We start from the raw sequence: 15,710 nt of genomic DNA, 5'->3' as shown, positions 1-15,710 counted from the left end.
TAATTGTATTTCTGGCAGCAGAGTAGTCGTGGTTGGGTTGATTCGGCTGTAGGGTGGAAAGTACGGCTATAGCCGAATCGCCGCAACAAGTTTGAGGGGGAACGAGAGGAATGTCCTTTCGCAAAGGGTCTGCAAGCAGATGGATGGTTATAGGTCTGTTTGTGTTTATACTTGTGCTGGAGCTGTCCGCAGGCATCTATTTCAGCTATGTACTGGGATATATGCATACGGACGCGCTCAGTCGCGTAGCCAATGCATTTTATGTGCTGTATAGCCGTGATCCGCATTTGGGTGCCATCGGATTCATCTGGAATCCGTTGCCCAGTCTTTTGGAACTGGTGATATTACTGCTATATCCGTTATTTCCAGCATTAGCATCCTACGGATTGGCGGCTGTCATTCTGAGTGCTACCTTTGCCGCTTTGACAGCTGTGCTGCTGTATCGGGCAGGTGTCAGAACAGGGCTTGGCTCGGGAATGAGCTTGATGCTGGCGCTGCTCTATGCGCTGAATCCGTTTATTTTACTATTCGGTGCTAACGGACTGAGCGATTCGCTATACATATATTTTATTATGATGACAGTGATTGAATTTGCGCTGTGGCTCAAGGACCGCATGACGGCGAGTCTGATCGTATCCGGATTAGCGCTTGCCATGGCGTTCTGGACTCGATATGAAGCAGTCCCTCTGGGGGGGGCGATGGCAGGCGGTGTGGTCGTAGCCGTTCTGTTTCTTCACCGGAACATGGACAGACGTAAGCTGCCTTTACGGGAAAAGCTACATAAGGTCGAGGCGACCTGGCTGCTTCTCCTGCTGCCCGTTGTCTTTTCCGGTCTGCTTTGGATTTTCTTTAACTACCTCATTATGGGAAACGCCTTTTATTTCCTCAATTCGGAGTATTCCAACACGGCGCAATCGGCAGAGCTGCTAAATGATGATAAATTCGTGGAAATTTTTACTCATCCGTTGGTTGCCTTGAAATTCATCGCTTCCAAAACTCTCTGGTATTCTGTGCCGTTGTTCGCTATTCTGTTCATTCGCCTGTTAAGCGGGCGGTTGTTGCGGTGGGGAACGCTGATTATTTTGCTGTTGTTCCTGTCTGTGCCGGGTTTACAATTTTTACTCATGATGAAGCAATCTTCATATGGATGGTTCCGCTATTTTATGTATGTGTTCCCGATTACCGTCGCCTGGCTGCCGTATGAGCTGAGCCAGCTCCAGGGGAGAGGGCGACGGGCGGCCTTTGGTCTGGTATCTGTCAGTCTGGTGCTTACCGCCGGATTACTCTCTTATGCGCTGACTCGCCCGGATATCGCGCCGGATGAGAACAGCTTCCTCACACGAACAGGTAATGTGAACTATGTGAGACAGGAATCGGACCGGAAAATTGCGGTCTGGCTGGATGAGCATTTGCCCAAGTCGACCATTATGACCGATTCGGCCTCAGCCTACACCATGATCGTGTATAGCCAGTATCCAAAGCGCTTTCTAATCACGAGTGATTATACGTTTAACAGGGCATTAAGCTATCCGCAGGAAAGTCATGTGGATTATATCCTTGTACCCCAGATCAAGTCGGACATGCCACTGAGTAAAATCAACATGGTGTATCCGAATTTGTATGAAAAAGGAGCACCCTGGGTTCAGCTCGAACGCGAGTTTAACGGGGAATGGCGCTTGTACAAAGTGCTACCCAAGTCACAATCCGAATCTCCATCTACGGCTACGACGACAGCTCCTTGATGTGTGGCAGGACCATGAAGTATTGGTTAGCATATCGCTTCATAACGAATACCCACAGCTTAACCACTTCGCCATGATACGGCGAGGGAAGCTGCGGGTATTTTTTTACACCTATTTACCGCCCCTTGAGCGGCAGCCAAGCGAGGACATCCTGAATTTTTGCGTCCCAGTATCCCCATTCATGATTCCCTGGACCCTCTTCGTAGGTCAGAGGAATCCCGGCAGTATCGCAGGCTTTACGAAAGGTCTGGTTTCCTTCATACAGAAAATCCTCCGTACCACAGCACTGGTAGAGCCGGGGGAGCGAAGTCCCCAAGGTAGCATGACGTTGCAGCAGCTCCAGCAAATCGTGGTCTGTTCCCCGTATTTCATTTGGACCAAAAATGTGACTCCATTCCGCAGAACTCATTACTTTATGCGTAGGATCGATGCGTGCTGCATGTAAATCCATCACCCCTGAGAGACTGGCAGCGGCCGCAAAGCGCTCTGGATGCTGGAGTGCCAGTTTGAAGGCTCCGTACCCGCCCATGGAAAGACCCGCAACAAAGTTGTCTTCCCGCTTGGCGGACAAGGGAAAGAAGGAGCGTGCCAAAGCCGGCAATTCTTCACTGATAAAGGTCTCGTAAGCCCCTCCCTGCTCCATATTCGTATAAAAACTCCGGTGAACCTGCGGCATCACAACAGCAATACCGAGTGAAGCAACGTAGCGTTCAATGGAGGTTCTGCGTAACCAGATCGAATCATCGTCCGACAGGCCGTGCAGCAAATACAGTGTTGGGTGTGGCCCGGTTCCTTGCTTGCCCTCCAGCCCTATCTGCGAATGGGTTTCCTGAGGGAGAATAGCATGCATGGATGTGCTCAAGCCAAGAACTTCCGAATAAAACTGACATTGAATAAGAGCCATAAGAAAACCTCTTTTACTAAGGATTTTGTGACCTCATGCAGTGATTTAACATACGACCGATGATTCATTCAGTATAACGTAGTCTGTCCAAATATACATATCCAAGTAAATAACTAGGCATTAAGTCCCAAGTCTCATGTATCCTACATAAGGACGGGTTATGGTTATATGGGACGATTTTTTTAATTTGGGGGTTATTTGGGTTTGATTTCTGGTAAAGTGTTTAAAAAAGAATGGTGAAGCCAATCAAAGGAGGAATTCAGAGTATGGGAAATAAGTTCAGAAACACAGTTACTAGTGTATTGAGCACAGGTCTTATTCTTAGCGCATTCAGCGTAGCAGCAGCCGCCCCTCAGAATACAAGCGGTCATTGGGCAGGAGACCAAGTACAACGTTGGTCGGCTACAGGAAAATTAGACGGTGCGGTGAAAACGGATGCAGCCATCACACGTGCAGAATTTATCGTTCTCTTGAACCGTAGTCTCGGTACGTTCACGCAGGATACTCCAGCCGTGACGGACGTAACGTATGCGGGCAGTGTTCAGGTAAACGGTAATGGAAGCAGAACATTCACAGATGTACCAGCTTCGCACTGGGCATACAATGAGCTGACAAATGCTGTGAATGCAGGTTACATAAGCGGCTATGCAGATAACAAGCTCAAACCGAATGGAAAAGTAACGCGTCAGGAAGCTGCGGCTATTGTGGGCAAAGCCATTGGACTGACAGCAGGTAACGCGGCAGATGTCACCAAGTTCATAGACTCCGACAAAATCGGATCATGGGCGAAGAAAAGTGTAGCCGCCGCTGCGGAACAAAAAATCATCAACGGTTATCCTGATGGTAAATTCCAGCCATTGAAGTCGCTGACACGCGCAGAAGCGGTTGCCATTCTGGATGCAGCTTCCGGTTACAACCTGAGCGCGGTTGATAATCTTACATCGACTCCTGGCGGAACGGTAACAGATTCCACATACAGTAACGTTACGGATTCGACGTATGGTAACACGTCTACTTCTTCTGGAAGCGAAACAGAAGATAGCAGTACCAGCACAGACAGCACAACGAACAACAGCACTAATACGACTACGGATACTTCGGACAGCTCCACAACAACAGATACAAGCACCGATACAACAACAGATACAAACACTGATGCGGTAGCTACCAGCGATACACTTAAAGTAAACGAAGTGTATGACGGTGAAGGTACAATTACGGGGACAGCTAAAGCAGGTTCCACGGTAACCGCCTATTCCAATGATCTGCCAATCGGTAGCGCAGTAGCCAAGGACGACGGCATGTTCAGTATTAACGTGCTTACTCAAAAAGCCACTGTTAGACTGGTTATCAAAGCTGTGGATGCCGATGGTAAGGAAAGTTCGCCTGTAGAAATTTCCGTTTCAGGCAAACGCAGCGAGTAAAACTATCCCGTCACTTCATATCGGCAATTCGTGATTTTGATATCGAAATTTTGAATCTGTCGCGCTAAAATCCCCCTTGAACTCCGCTGGTACTCAATCCAGACGGTAGTTGAAGGGGGATTTTTGTTATGCTGCTATGCGAGCTTTATTCACTTATGCCATCTTCTACAATAGGCTCCTGCTGTTCGCGTGTCTGCGGCTCAGGTGATGCGCTTCCGCCGCGAACAGCCACAATGTGCTGCTGCGCACGGTAAGTATCACGGCTGATTCGGGTGCGTTCCACGGTCTTGCCATCTACAATCTTCATTCGATATGTTTCCACCACGTATCCTGCCTTGCCCTGCCGAAGCACCTGATAGAAGCCGGGGGCTAGTGAGTCATTGCGAATTGTCTTCTCTGGGATGGGTAATACACGAACCGTACGCGATTCCAGCTCATAGGACACATTGGACGGGAAGGTGCCGAAAAATTTGACGGTAAGCAGTCGATTTTGGACGGCAGCACGAAGGAGCAGATGCTTGCCTGTATTGTTTTTGAAACGGAAATTGATGGACCCCGTAGCAAAAGTCGCATCCTGCCCTTTGGGCAAATAGCTGACCGGTAAGGAATGGTTGCGGCGCTCAACAATGTCCAGACCGACTCGCAGCGCCGCATTGTAGACGGTGCTGGATACCTGACAAATCCCGCCGCCGATGCCCAGTTCCAGCTGCCCGTTCACGATCACCGGAGCTTCACGAAAGCCGTGTGTGCGCTCAGCCTTGGCAATGATTTGACCATAATCGAATATCTCGCCCGGCTTGAGAATCAAACCGTCAACGGTGCTTGCCGCCGAATTGACGTTGTACACACGTCCTTCCGAGCTGCTGCCGAGGCTGGTGGAAAACTGGACAATTTTGCGCTCAATCCCTTCGCTTCGCAGAGCGTCGACGGTAATGTCCGGCTCCAACTGACGGAACGGCAACTCCACCCGCACCGGCTCCCCGGAAGCAGTAAAATCCTTGGGTAGCGCCTTATCCAGCGCTACGCCCAGTTTGGGCCAATCCAGGCGACTGGCAGAGCGGCCCGAAATATAGCGAACCTGATCGTCCCCGTCGATCTGGCGCGTGGCATTGACAGGTTTGCCGTATCGCTGTTCCTCCCAATCGGCTCCCAGCCTGGCCTGCAAGGCCGACTCCTGCCGGGAAGGTGTGAGGGTCCATTCTTTTCCAAAGGAAAACCGTGTCAGTGCGCGAGTCCAAAGATGCTTCGAGCCGAGCGCGTTCACGGCATCACGGAATGCCTTCGCTTCATAGTGGATACCCGCTTCCCCAAGGGTAAGCTTGATATCCTGCGCGCTACTGTCGCTGTCCGTCAGGATCAGGGGGCGTTGCTTCAATGCATTCAGCTCCGTGTCCAGCAGTCGGAGCGCGGCTGTTTTATCCATGTTTCCCACATTGACTGCTCCGACTGTTATGCTCTTCGGCAGTGTTTGCCTGTCGGCGTACAGATGCAGTCCTCCCCACAACACGGCCAACGCCAGAATTACAGTCCATATCCAGATGAAGGATAAATGAATTTTTTTCATAATGCGGCTGTCTCCTGTCTCGTAAGCTTGGCAGCGTATTCATGTGCCATAATATTCATATATATGTGCCAAAAGCGGAAAACTTTCGGTACTATTTAGGTAACAAATTTGTTACAATGATAAACGGTATGATGAAATACGGAACTTTTTAAAGGAAATGCATGGAATATGTCGAATGGATATTAAGTTATACGTAATATGATTAAGCAACGGGAAGTGATCGAGTGATTGAAATGCAGGATGTGTGGAAGACCTATACTAATGGAACCCACGCACTTCAGGGAGTATCGGTCAAAATTGACCGTAATGAATTCGTATACGTAGTCGGCCCGTCCGGGGCGGGTAAATCGACTTTTATGAAGCTTATTTATAGAGAAGAAGTACCGACCAAGGGGCAAATTTCAGTTAATGGATTTAATATCGGGAAGCTCAAGCAGCGTAAAATCCCCTACGTTCGTCGCAACATCGGAGTCATTTTTCAGGATTTCCGGCTTTTGCCGCGTTTGACGGCCTATGAGAATGTCGCTTTTGCGATGGAAGTCATTGAGGCTCCCAAGAAGCTGATTCGCAAGCGGGTGCCGGAAGTGCTCGAACTGGTTGGCTTGAAAACGAAAATGAATCGCGAGCCTGCCCAGCTTTCCGGTGGGGAGCAGCAGCGCGTAGCTATCGCACGGGCTATCGTCAACAATCCGTCCGTGATCATTGCCGATGAACCCACAGGTAATCTGGACCCCGAAACATCGTGGGAGATCATGCAGTTGCTGGACGAAATTAATTTTCGCGGCACGACCATTGTGATGGCGACACACAATAAGGACATCGTAAACTCCATGCGTAAACGCGTCATTGCCATCGAAAATGGCAACATCGTAAGGGATCAGGTGAGAGGGGAGTACGGATATGACTTTTAATACCTTCTTGCGTCATCTGCGGGAAGGCTTCAAAAACATATTCCGCAATGGCTGGATGTCCGTGGCATCCGTCACCTCGATTGTTGTGTCACTGCTTATACTGGGTGTGTTTATTATGCTGGTTCTCAACGTCAACTCCCTGGCTGACCAGGCGGATAGCCAGGTGGAGGTTAACGTATTTTTGGAGCTGAATGTGGAGCAAAGCATGCGTGAAACGCTGCAAAAGGAAATCGCGGCGATGCCGGAAATTAGCAAAGCCACCTTTATCACCAAAGCTCAAGGCTTGGAGGAGCTGCGAAAAGATTTGGGAGACAGCGGCAAGGAGCTGCTGGAGGGTTTTGATAAGGACAGCAATCCGCTTCCAGACAAAATCGTTGTAGAGGTCATTGAGCCGACGACGGTCCCATTTGTGGCTGAGAAGATTGAGAAGCTGAATACGATACATCCGGAGAAACCGATTTTAAAGGTCCGTTACGGAAAAGGTACCGTGGAGACGCTCTTCACCATTACCAAGCTCATCCGTAATGTAGGCTTTGTATTCGTAGCTGGATTGGGACTTATGTCCATGTTCCTGATTTCGAATACGATCCGCGTGACCATTTTGGCACGACGCAAAGAGATTGGCATTATGAAACTGGTTGGTGCGACCAACTTTTTTATACGATGGCCATTTTTTATTGAAGGTGCGCTTATTGGCCTGATGGGTTCCGTGATTACGGTAGGTATTTTGTTTGCTGGTTATCAGCGTTTGCTTACAGCCGTTCAAGGCGATATTGCACTGAACATGTTGAAGCTTATGCCGCTTCAGGGCGTTTGGATTCAATTGAGTGCCTTGCTAATCATTTTGGGGATGCTCGTCGGGATTGTAGGCAGTACCCTATCCATGCGCAAGTTCTTGAAAGTATAAAGATTCATTGGTGGACGTCACAGTCGGTATTCTTTAGAACGGGGAAGCCGGTGTTATTTTGCGATAAAGGATGGGGAGTGCAAGTTGAAAAAAACAGGATCTGTGTTGGCCGCTACTTTGGTAGCCGCATTGCTAATCCAGCCTTCTGACGGATATGCCAAAAGCATGCATGAAATCAATTCGCAACTGAATCAATTGGAAAAGCAGGCCCAATCTGCCAAGCAACAGCAGGAAAAGGCGGCTCAAGATAAACAGTATGCCCAACATTACAAAAATAAAACCGTGCAAAACCTGAAAATTGTACTCGACCAGATTAACAGCGTCAGCGACCAGTTGACTCGTGTAGCGGTTCAGATTGATCAAACCGAAGATAATCTGCGTGCAACCAAAAAAGATTTATCTGAAGCCATTGACCGCATTCAGGCACGTGAAAAGATGCTGGAAACCCGTGTGCGCTTGATGTATACGGACGGAACGGTCTCGTATATGGACGTCCTTATGTCCTCGGCCAGCTTTAGTGATTTTCTCAGCCGGGTGGATTCCCTGAAAACGATCGTGGAGCAGGATCAAATCCTGTTGGACGAGCATAAAAAGGACAAGGCTCTGGTCGTAAGCAAGAAGAAGCAGCTCGACACGGAATATAAAAATGCCAAGAGGCTGTATGCGCTCAAGCAGGACGCCAAAGCAGAACTGGATTCGAAGGAGAAAGAGAAGCAAAGACTGATTGCCAATTACGATCATGATATTGCCGAGTCAGATGAAATCAGCGAAGAGCAAAATGATATGCTGGTAGCCCTCGCTAACAAACGTGTGGGTCTGGTGCAGGAGAAAAACAAGCTCAGAGCGGAGCAGGCTGCCAAAGCAGCACGCGCTAGAGCGGCTGCGCGTGCCGCTGAGGCCAAGCGATATGCTTCTTCATCCTCAGGCGCCGGCTCGAAATCCAGCCATGCGGCAGCCAGTACGTATACGGGCGGATCAGGCACGCTGGCTTCGCCTGTATCTCATTACCGACTCTCATCTACTTTTGGCATGCGGGTACATCCGATTAGTGGCAAGCTTAAAGGCCACACAGGCATTGATATGGCGGCTCCGCAGGGAACCGATATACATGCAGCAGAAGACGGTGTTGTCATTGTTGCGGAATGGTGGAGTGGCTATGGAAACACGGTTGTGATTGACCATGGAGACGGGCTATGGACCCTGTACGGACATATTCGCAATGGTGGTACGGTGGTGCATACAGGACAGACTGTGAAACGCGGGCAAAAAATTGCAGAAGTTGGTTCGACGGGCAATTCCACGGGACCCCACTGTCATTTTGAGGTGCGCGAGAATAACAAACCCGTAAATCCGATGAACTATTTATAGTAGATATGGTAAGCCCTATTTATAACCAATTCGGTTGTAAATAGGGCTTTGCTTTAATAGCTGTATTCCCGGTGCAGAACAGGTGCATTGAGACACAGAGTAGGATACAATTAACATATTCCGTACAAGCTAGACGTATACTGCGTGGATGGATATACGTTGTAAGGCAATAGGATACAAGATAACATAGAAGGCGGTGGACGATTAGATGTTGAAAAAAAGTACAGCGGTACTCTTGATGGTGATCGGGCTGCTAGGCGGCAGTCTGCTCACTTTTGCTTATACTGGAGCGACGACAGTGGGAAACAGCGCTCTGGGCGAAGGACTGCTGGCGAGTGTGACAGGTAGCAGTTCCGCCTCCAGAAGTGATATCCGCAAAATCGAGACAGCGATGGATCTGATCCAGGGGCAATATTATCAGAACGTCGACCGTACCAAGCTGGTGGACGGAGCCATCAACGGTATGATGGAATCGCTCGGCGACCCATATTCCTCTTATATGGGCAAAGAAACAGCACAGCAGTTTGAACAGTCCATTGAAGGCTCCTTTACTGGAATCGGGGCCGAGGTAGCGGCGGAAAACGGAAAAGTGGTCGTGGTAACGCCAATTAAAGGCTCACCGGCCGAGAAAGCGGGACTGCGCTCCAAGGACATTATTTTGTCCGTTAACGGTGAAACGCTGGACGGATTGGATCTGAACAAGGCCGTTTCCAAAATACGTGGACCTAAAGGTAGTCAGGCCAAGGTCAAAATTCAGCGCAGCGGCTCTCCTGATCCGATGGAATACACCATTACCCGTGACAGCATTGATATGGAAACCGTGACGGCTCATATGGAAAGCGGCGGTGTAGGCGTCATTACGATTACCCAGTTCTCCTTGAATACAGCAGGTCGTTTCAAAGAAGAACTCGCGAAGCTGGAAAAACAGGGACTTAAAGGGCTCGTCATCGACGTGCGTAATAACCCGGGCGGCGTACTTTCCGTCGTGATTGATATTGCACAGCAATTCGTACCTTCTGGCAAAACGATCGTGCAGGTGGAAGACAAGAACCAGAAGCGTGAAGAAGAGAAATCCAAAGGTTCACGCAAAAATTATCCGGTGACTTTGCTCATGAATAAAGGCAGCGCAAGCGCGTCCGAAATTCTGGCAGGTGCTCTCCAGCAATCGGCTGGTGCAGTATTGATCGGGGAAAATTCCTTTGGTAAAGGAACTGTACAAACCAGCTATGACAAGCAAATGGGTGACGGCAGCCTGCTCAAAATCACGATTGCCAAATGGCTGACGCCAAATGGAACGTGGATTCATAAAAAAGGCATTAAACCGGATATTGCGGTGGATCAGCCTGAATTCTTCACAGCAGCACCACTGAACAAGGAAAAGCCGTTGAAATACAATATGAATAGCGGCGATGTGAAAAATGCGCAAATTATTCTACAAGGCTTGGGCTACAAGCCGGGCCGCGAAGACGGCTATTTTGACAAAGTGACGGAAAGCTCCGTTATTGCTTTTCAAAAACAGGCGAAGCTGACGGCTAGCGGCGTGATTGATGCGAAGACAGCAGCGGCGATGGAAACCAAGCTGATCGAAAAAATCCGCGATCCGAAAAACGACAATCAACTCAAGCAGGGGATTGAAGAGATTCGGAAGGAAATGAAGACCAGCGCAGCGAAATAATAATAAGGCTACAACAAAGGGGGCTGGAAACAGCCTCCTTTTATTTTGGGATTTATTTGCAGTCTGCCGGATTGTCTTCCCTACGTTGGCAATTTCATATAGAATAAATGGATATGAAATGTACGTGATCCGCTGAACAGCGGGCCAGGGGCATAAGGAGTGTGAATGAACTTGGAATGGGCTTTACAATGGGGATGGAGCGTTCTAAATGCTTGCTTGTACCTGCTTTTGCAGCCGTTTTACTATATCTCGATACTCATTGTCGCGCTTGGCTATCGTCGGCAAATGCTGCTGGAGCGCAAGCTCTTTCATACCAAGCTGCATAATTGGGCGGGTGAGACGTGGCATGTGGTCTGGAGTGGTCTAATCGCGGGGCTGGCCCTGTCCGCTCTGGGAATGTTCGTAAGTGTCCATCTGACCTCGGCTTCTATCGTATGCCTGTGGGTGACCACATTGCTGCTTATGCTGGTACGCGTGCGTTACCTGTGTCTGGCCTATTCGGTGGGCCTGCTGGGTGTAGCCCAGTTTGCTCTGAACGTGGCAGAGGGCTGGCAGCCTGTGGGAGCGCTTGGAGCATCGGTGGCAGCCATCCGTGGATTGGATATTCCGGCGTTGCTGGTGCTGGTTGCTGTGCTGCATGTGGCTGAGGCGCTGTTGGTTCGCTGGCAGGGAGGAAAAGCCGCAACGCCACTGTTCGTGGAGGGCAAGCGGGGTAGGCTGGTCGGAGGCTACCGGATGGAAGACCTCTGGCCCATTCCGTTGTTGCTTCTGGTTCCTGTTCAGGGAGGCTTTTCGCTTCCGTGGACGCCGCTGTTTGGTGATGGAACCGGATATATGCTGGCAGCCTTGCCTGTCCTTATGGGCTTCAGCAGCGTGACGCTAGGCCAGTTGCCGCGCCAGAAGGCGGTGCTAACGTCTAACCGCCTGCTTCTCTACAGCGTAGCCTTGCTCCTGCTAAGCCTGCTGGCGGCGTGGTGGAGTCCGCTGGCGCTGGTGGCAGCGTTGTTCTCCTTCCTGGCCCATGAGGCGCTGATCTGGTACGGCAACATGGAGGAGAGCCGCCTCAGCCCTATGTTTGTTCATCCGGAGCAAGGGCTGCGTGTACTGGCTGTGCTGCCTGATAGTCCGGCGACGGCGATGGGTATTCTGCCCGGCGAGGCCATTTACCGTGTGAACAGCGTCGTCGTGAACAGTCGTAACGAGCTGCACCAAGCCTTGCGGATCAACTCCGCTTTTTGCAAGCTGGAGGTACGCAATCTTCAAGGTGAGAGCAAGTTTGTGCAGCGCGGCATGTATGATGGCGATCACCACCAATTGGGAGTCGTGCTTGCTCCAGACGCGGACGCAAGCTGGGCTGTATCCATACGCCCTGCCTCGATCTACCGGATTATTGCTATGCGCTTGGGCGCACGGCGGCGTAAAGGTGGACAGGCATCCAAGACGGAGAGTCCAGGTTTGGACACGATAGAAAAATAAAGAGTACAGCGAGAGGGCAGTTTTATTTGACTGGATGTGAATAAGGCTGTCCGCTTTTTATATTCAAACAGTAGCCTGCTTGAAATGACTATTCTGATCGAGATACAATGAATATGTAATGCGATATCTTGATGAACCGAATGCCTATTATGTGTGTCAAGCAGGGAGAGGGAAAGATGAATGCGATTCACTTTATTCGAGAGTACATTAGGCATCCACGCAGCGTAGGTGCTGTCATGCCAAGCTCAAGACAGTTGGCCAAGCAAATTGCCACACCGATTTTTTTTGACAGAGCATCGTGCATCATTGAGTACGGTGCAGGTACCGGTGTGTTTACGCAAGAACTGATTAAGAACAAGCGCCCGGATACACTACTTATAGTGATTGAGTCCAATGAATCGTTTTACAAAACATTGCAAAGCAAGTACGGACACTTGGAGCAAGTCCACGTCATTCATGGATCGGCCGAGCATGTAGCCCGGTATATGAAACAGTATCATGTCTCAAAAGTGGATTACGTCGTATCAGGACTCCCTTTTACCAGTTTACCAGCCGCTTTATCCAGCCTGATTTTGGGACAAACGGCCGAAGTATTGGGTCAGGAGGGCAAATTTATTACGTTCCAGTATAGTAAGGTAAAACACAATTTTTTTCGTACCTTCTTTGGCGACATCCAAATCAAAAAGGTACATTACAACGTCCCGCCCGCCTATGTTTTCACTTGCAGCCTGTAATTGGTCAGCTATGTAGAGGATTAGAATAGATACGAATGTGAAGATACGGATTTCCATGAGAAGACCTGGTCAGCGTCATTAAGATGTTGAAAAGGTCTTTTTTGTTGAGCATTTTGGAAGAAAATTGTAACGCATGGCCCTTTCAAATGATCTAATAGATAGGCAACTTGAAAGGAGGACTCCTTTGAATATCGAGAATGAGGTCAAAAAGGCACAAGGCGGGGATAGACCAGCTTTTGTGAACATCATTAGAGAAGTGGAGAGCGACCTGTACGGGATGGCGCATTCTATCCTGCGGAATGAACAAGATAGTGCTGATGCTCTACAGGAAGCAATACTCAAGGCATACAAGTCCTTGAATACACTACGGGATGGAAGTCTCTTTAAAACCTGGATGTATCGGATTGTAATCAACGAGTCGAATAAAATAGCTAAAAAGCGTTCTCGCTCTGTTACGGTATCTGAGTTTTCACACCCAATGGGCGTTTCAGGTGAGTATGAAAACATTGAATTGCATGAAGCGGTAGAGCAGTTGGAGGAGCCGATGCGGATCGTCATTATTTTGAAATACTTTTATGATCTGAATATTAGGGAGATTTCAAAAGCGTTGGACATTTCAGAAAGTCTGGTTAAAACGCGTTTGTATCGTGCAAGGAAATCCCTGCTGCGAAAGCTATCAAATCCAGGAGAAAGGGGAGCACCGATCCATGGAAGATATTAATCTGGATAATGAGTGGAAAACAGCTAAAGAAAGATCCCGCAATAAGCATGTCATTACCCCATATGTGCGTCAACGGCTGGAAACGGTATATAGCCAGATTGAGACGGGTTTTGTCTATCAACATACGAACTCTGTGGATTCAACCTCTCGTCGCCACGCATTTAAGAGAATCATCCTGACAGCTTCTTTAGTCACAGTAATGAGCAGTGGAATTATAGCTGCTGCATTCGTTTCTCCTACGATGGCGAAATCGTTGTGGCAAGTTCCACTGGTAAGCAGTGTCTTGCAATTGGCTGGTAACTGGGGGATTTCAACAGCAGGCGGGAGTGCATTTATGCGAGCGGGTGACTTGGGACTTCAGAAGGCCGAAGAAGCAGGTCTTGTAACAAAAATGGCGGCCAGCAGCACTCATAACGGAACCCAGCTCCGTATCTCTCAAGTTGCTTATGACGGTGTCCGTATGGCTCTGACGCTGGAAAGTAACCGGGAGGACTTGGGCACAACGCTGCATGAACGAATTGAAGATATTACGTTATGGTGCAATGGCAAACCATTTCAATTTGATGGTCCTTCGCTAATTACTAACTCTGGAGGCACTCCGGGTTCCGTCATCATTTATTATAGTGATTTGGAGAGAATGTACTCCACAGGCAAGGGACTTCCTGATCAATTTAAACTAACGGCAGAAATACAAATTACAGGAATAAAACAGCCCTTTAAGCTTGAATTACCTGTGCAAAAGATTCCTTCTAAAAACGTAGTGCTCACGCCCCGAATGGAGAAATCTAATGATTTTACCCGTTTCGTTGTGGAAAAATTAGAGATGACACCGATGTCTACCATGATTGTGACCAAGACCCATTACATAAGTCCAGGCCCGACTACGTATAGGAGTGAGGCATACGGGTATGGACTGGCTATGAATACACTGGGCTACGCGGTTTTGGATGATGAGGGGCAGGAACAACAATGGGTTAATGGGGATTCAGGACGTCCTGGAACTAAAACAAGGACAGGTATTCACCAAATCCTCGTAGCTCCCTTTGAGAAAACACCGAAATTCATCACCATTAAACCCTATTTTAATGTAACCGGGCCGGGAGGCAAACCTGTATACGATGAACAAGGAAATTCGAAAAGAACATACCTGCCTGAACTGGAAATGAAAATTCCAATCGGAGAAAATAAGCTCAAGTAAGGTTTGAGTTTGAGGTAGATACGGAGAACTCTTCGGATGAAGTAGATCTGGAGAGTTCTTTCTGGAGATATAGGGATATGTTAAAATGCAAAATTTGTTAAAGGAATCATATTTTAAAATGGGACTTAACCTATATATTACATATGCTGGAACCTGTTAGATTTTGTGCGATTCAACGATAAATCTGAACTTTTGTTAAAGGAGATTTATATATGGTAAAACCGCTGATGTTCATGCGTTGGTGTGAGTATTATGAATTAAGTGATCGTGAGACGGATTTTATATCGTTTTTTATGATGAATTTCTCAGCCGCCCGATCAGGCAATCAACCAAAGCTTAGAGAGCAATTTATCGAAATTCAGAAAAAAACCTTTCCCGAATACCCGTTTGATATCACCCCGGAGGAACTGGATTATCCCAAATTTGAAGGACTGATGAAACAGGTGTTGAAAATTCATTTTGACACGGCGGAGCTGCTATACTCCTTCTATCTTCAAAAGCTGTGCGCCCCCTTGGCAGAATACATTTTATCCACTGGAGAATCAGAGCCTGCACGCATCTATTATGAGCTAATTCAAAAGGACAAGGTACGGTAGGGGAGATGGGTGTGAATCAATCCAGTTTCAAAGCAAGACGGTGACATAGCTAGAACAACTTTGCGGCGAATTTATGTTCTACTATATGGCTATATGGAATAATCTGTGTATATGGACCTTCCGTCCAACAAATGGTTCGATATGCAGGCTTGGTCGGTAGAACGTATAGCAGAGCTGTACTATTACACATTTGTCAACAAGAAGCCGGTAACGGTACTCCCTTGATGCAAACGGCAAACCCATCATGTGCGGTGTGAATACGGCTGTTGCAACACTTGAAGATCCGGGCCAAATCTGGATTTCGGACGGAGAGGAGAGTGTAGTCAACCGAGTGGACAAACTACAATGTGGCAGATGAATACTCCTACGATCCTACAAAAAATTAATTTGCAGATTAGAGTAAGGTGACGTTGTACCAGAACGATAAACTCGTTTGGAGTCAGGAGCCTTAAAGCCTGACGGAGGCGGCACTCGTATGGGTGCCGCTCTT

14 protein-coding genes are annotated in these 15,710 nt (G+C 48.4%); 12 read left to right on the top strand and 2 right to left on the bottom strand.

Features of this window, described 5'->3' with window-relative positions; genetic code table 11:
• The first annotated feature begins 110 nt into the window (after nt 1–110).
• Nucleotides 111–1,742, top strand: a complete 1,632-nt coding sequence (locus tag AC0WRU_RS22295) for an ArnT family glycosyltransferase (protein WP_476126331.1) — start codon at nt 111–113, stop codon at nt 1,740–1,742.
• Between the two features lie 115 nt (nt 1,743–1,857).
• On the opposite strand, the gene AC0WRU_RS22290 is transcribed toward AC0WRU_RS22295, so the two are convergent.
• Nucleotides 1,858–2,646 carry an alpha/beta hydrolase gene (locus AC0WRU_RS22290; protein WP_476126330.1) on the bottom strand — a complete coding sequence of 263 codons (789 nt, stop codon included), beginning with the start codon at nt 2,644–2,646 and terminating at the stop codon, nt 1,858–1,860.
• A 266-nt stretch (nt 2,647–2,912) separates the two neighbouring features.
• Between AC0WRU_RS22290 and AC0WRU_RS22285 the strand changes: the two genes are divergently transcribed.
• Nucleotides 2,913–4,070: an S-layer homology domain-containing protein gene (locus AC0WRU_RS22285; RefSeq protein ID WP_476126329.1), complete on the top strand. Its 1,158-nt coding sequence runs from the start codon at nt 2,913–2,915 to the stop codon at nt 4,068–4,070.
• Nucleotides 4,071–4,215: 145 nt separating this feature from the next.
• Here the strand turns inward: AC0WRU_RS22285 and AC0WRU_RS22280 are convergent, their stop codons facing one another.
• The gene (locus AC0WRU_RS22280; RefSeq protein WP_476126328.1) at nt 4,216–5,634 is read right to left on the bottom strand and encodes a VanW family protein; all 1,419 of its coding nucleotides are present in this window, start codon (nt 5,632–5,634) and stop codon (nt 4,216–4,218) included.
• A gap of 224 nt (nt 5,635–5,858) precedes the next feature.
• Between AC0WRU_RS22280 and ftsE the strand changes: the two genes are divergently transcribed.
• The 10 genes from ftsE (at nt 5,859) to AC0WRU_RS22230 (ending at nt 15,445) form a co-directional block, all read left to right on the top strand.
• On the top strand, nt 5,859–6,545 hold the full coding sequence (gene ftsE / locus AC0WRU_RS22275) for a cell division ATP-binding protein FtsE (RefSeq protein WP_014278394.1): 687 nt from the start codon (nt 5,859–5,861) through the stop codon (nt 6,543–6,545).
• Nucleotides 6,535–7,452, top strand: coding sequence for a permease-like cell division protein FtsX (gene ftsX / locus AC0WRU_RS22270; RefSeq protein ID WP_476126327.1), 918 nt, complete (start codon nt 6,535–6,537; stop codon nt 7,450–7,452). The genes ftsE and ftsX overlap by 11 nt, the downstream gene beginning before the upstream one ends.
• Nucleotides 7,453–7,536: 84 nt before the next feature.
• Nucleotides 7,537–8,820, top strand: a complete 1,284-nt coding sequence (locus AC0WRU_RS22265; RefSeq protein ID WP_476126326.1) for a murein hydrolase activator EnvC family protein — start codon at nt 7,537–7,539, stop codon at nt 8,818–8,820.
• A gap of 208 nt (nt 8,821–9,028) precedes the next feature.
• Nucleotides 9,029–10,495: a S41 family peptidase gene (locus AC0WRU_RS22260; protein WP_476126325.1), complete on the top strand. Its 1,467-nt coding sequence runs from the start codon at nt 9,029–9,031 to the stop codon at nt 10,493–10,495.
• Nucleotides 10,496–10,660: 165 nt separating this feature from the next.
• On the top strand, nt 10,661–11,971 hold the full coding sequence (locus AC0WRU_RS22255; protein WP_476126324.1) for a serine protease: 1,311 nt from the start codon (nt 10,661–10,663) through the stop codon (nt 11,969–11,971).
• Nucleotides 11,972–12,147: 176 nt separating this feature from the next.
• On the top strand, nt 12,148–12,705 hold the full coding sequence (locus AC0WRU_RS22250; protein ID WP_025684156.1) for a class I SAM-dependent methyltransferase: 558 nt from the start codon (nt 12,148–12,150) through the stop codon (nt 12,703–12,705).
• A gap of 184 nt (nt 12,706–12,889) precedes the next feature.
• The gene (locus AC0WRU_RS22245; RefSeq protein WP_476126323.1) at nt 12,890–13,426 is read left to right on the top strand and encodes a sigma-70 family RNA polymerase sigma factor; all 537 of its coding nucleotides are present in this window, start codon (nt 12,890–12,892) and stop codon (nt 13,424–13,426) included.
• Nucleotides 13,413–14,624 carry a DUF4179 domain-containing protein gene (locus tag AC0WRU_RS22240; RefSeq protein WP_476126322.1) on the top strand — a complete coding sequence of 404 codons (1,212 nt, stop codon included), beginning with the start codon at nt 13,413–13,415 and terminating at the stop codon, nt 14,622–14,624. The genes AC0WRU_RS22245 and AC0WRU_RS22240 overlap by 14 nt, the downstream gene beginning before the upstream one ends.
• Before the next feature lie 212 nt (nt 14,625–14,836).
• Entirely contained in the window at nt 14,837–15,220 is a 384-nt protein-coding gene (locus AC0WRU_RS22235; protein ID WP_476126321.1) for a hypothetical protein, read from the top strand.
• Nucleotides 15,221–15,331: 111 nt separating this feature from the next.
• Nucleotides 15,332–15,445: a glycoside hydrolase family 48 protein gene (locus tag AC0WRU_RS22230; protein WP_134912235.1), complete on the top strand. Its 114-nt coding sequence runs from the start codon at nt 15,332–15,334 to the stop codon at nt 15,443–15,445.
• Nucleotides 15,446–15,710 lie beyond the last annotated feature (265 nt).

Source organism: Paenibacillus sp. 1-8, assembly GCF_056316205.1.
The sequence above is the reverse complement of the archived record's forward strand: the minus strand, read 5'-3'. Positions and strand labels throughout refer to the sequence as shown.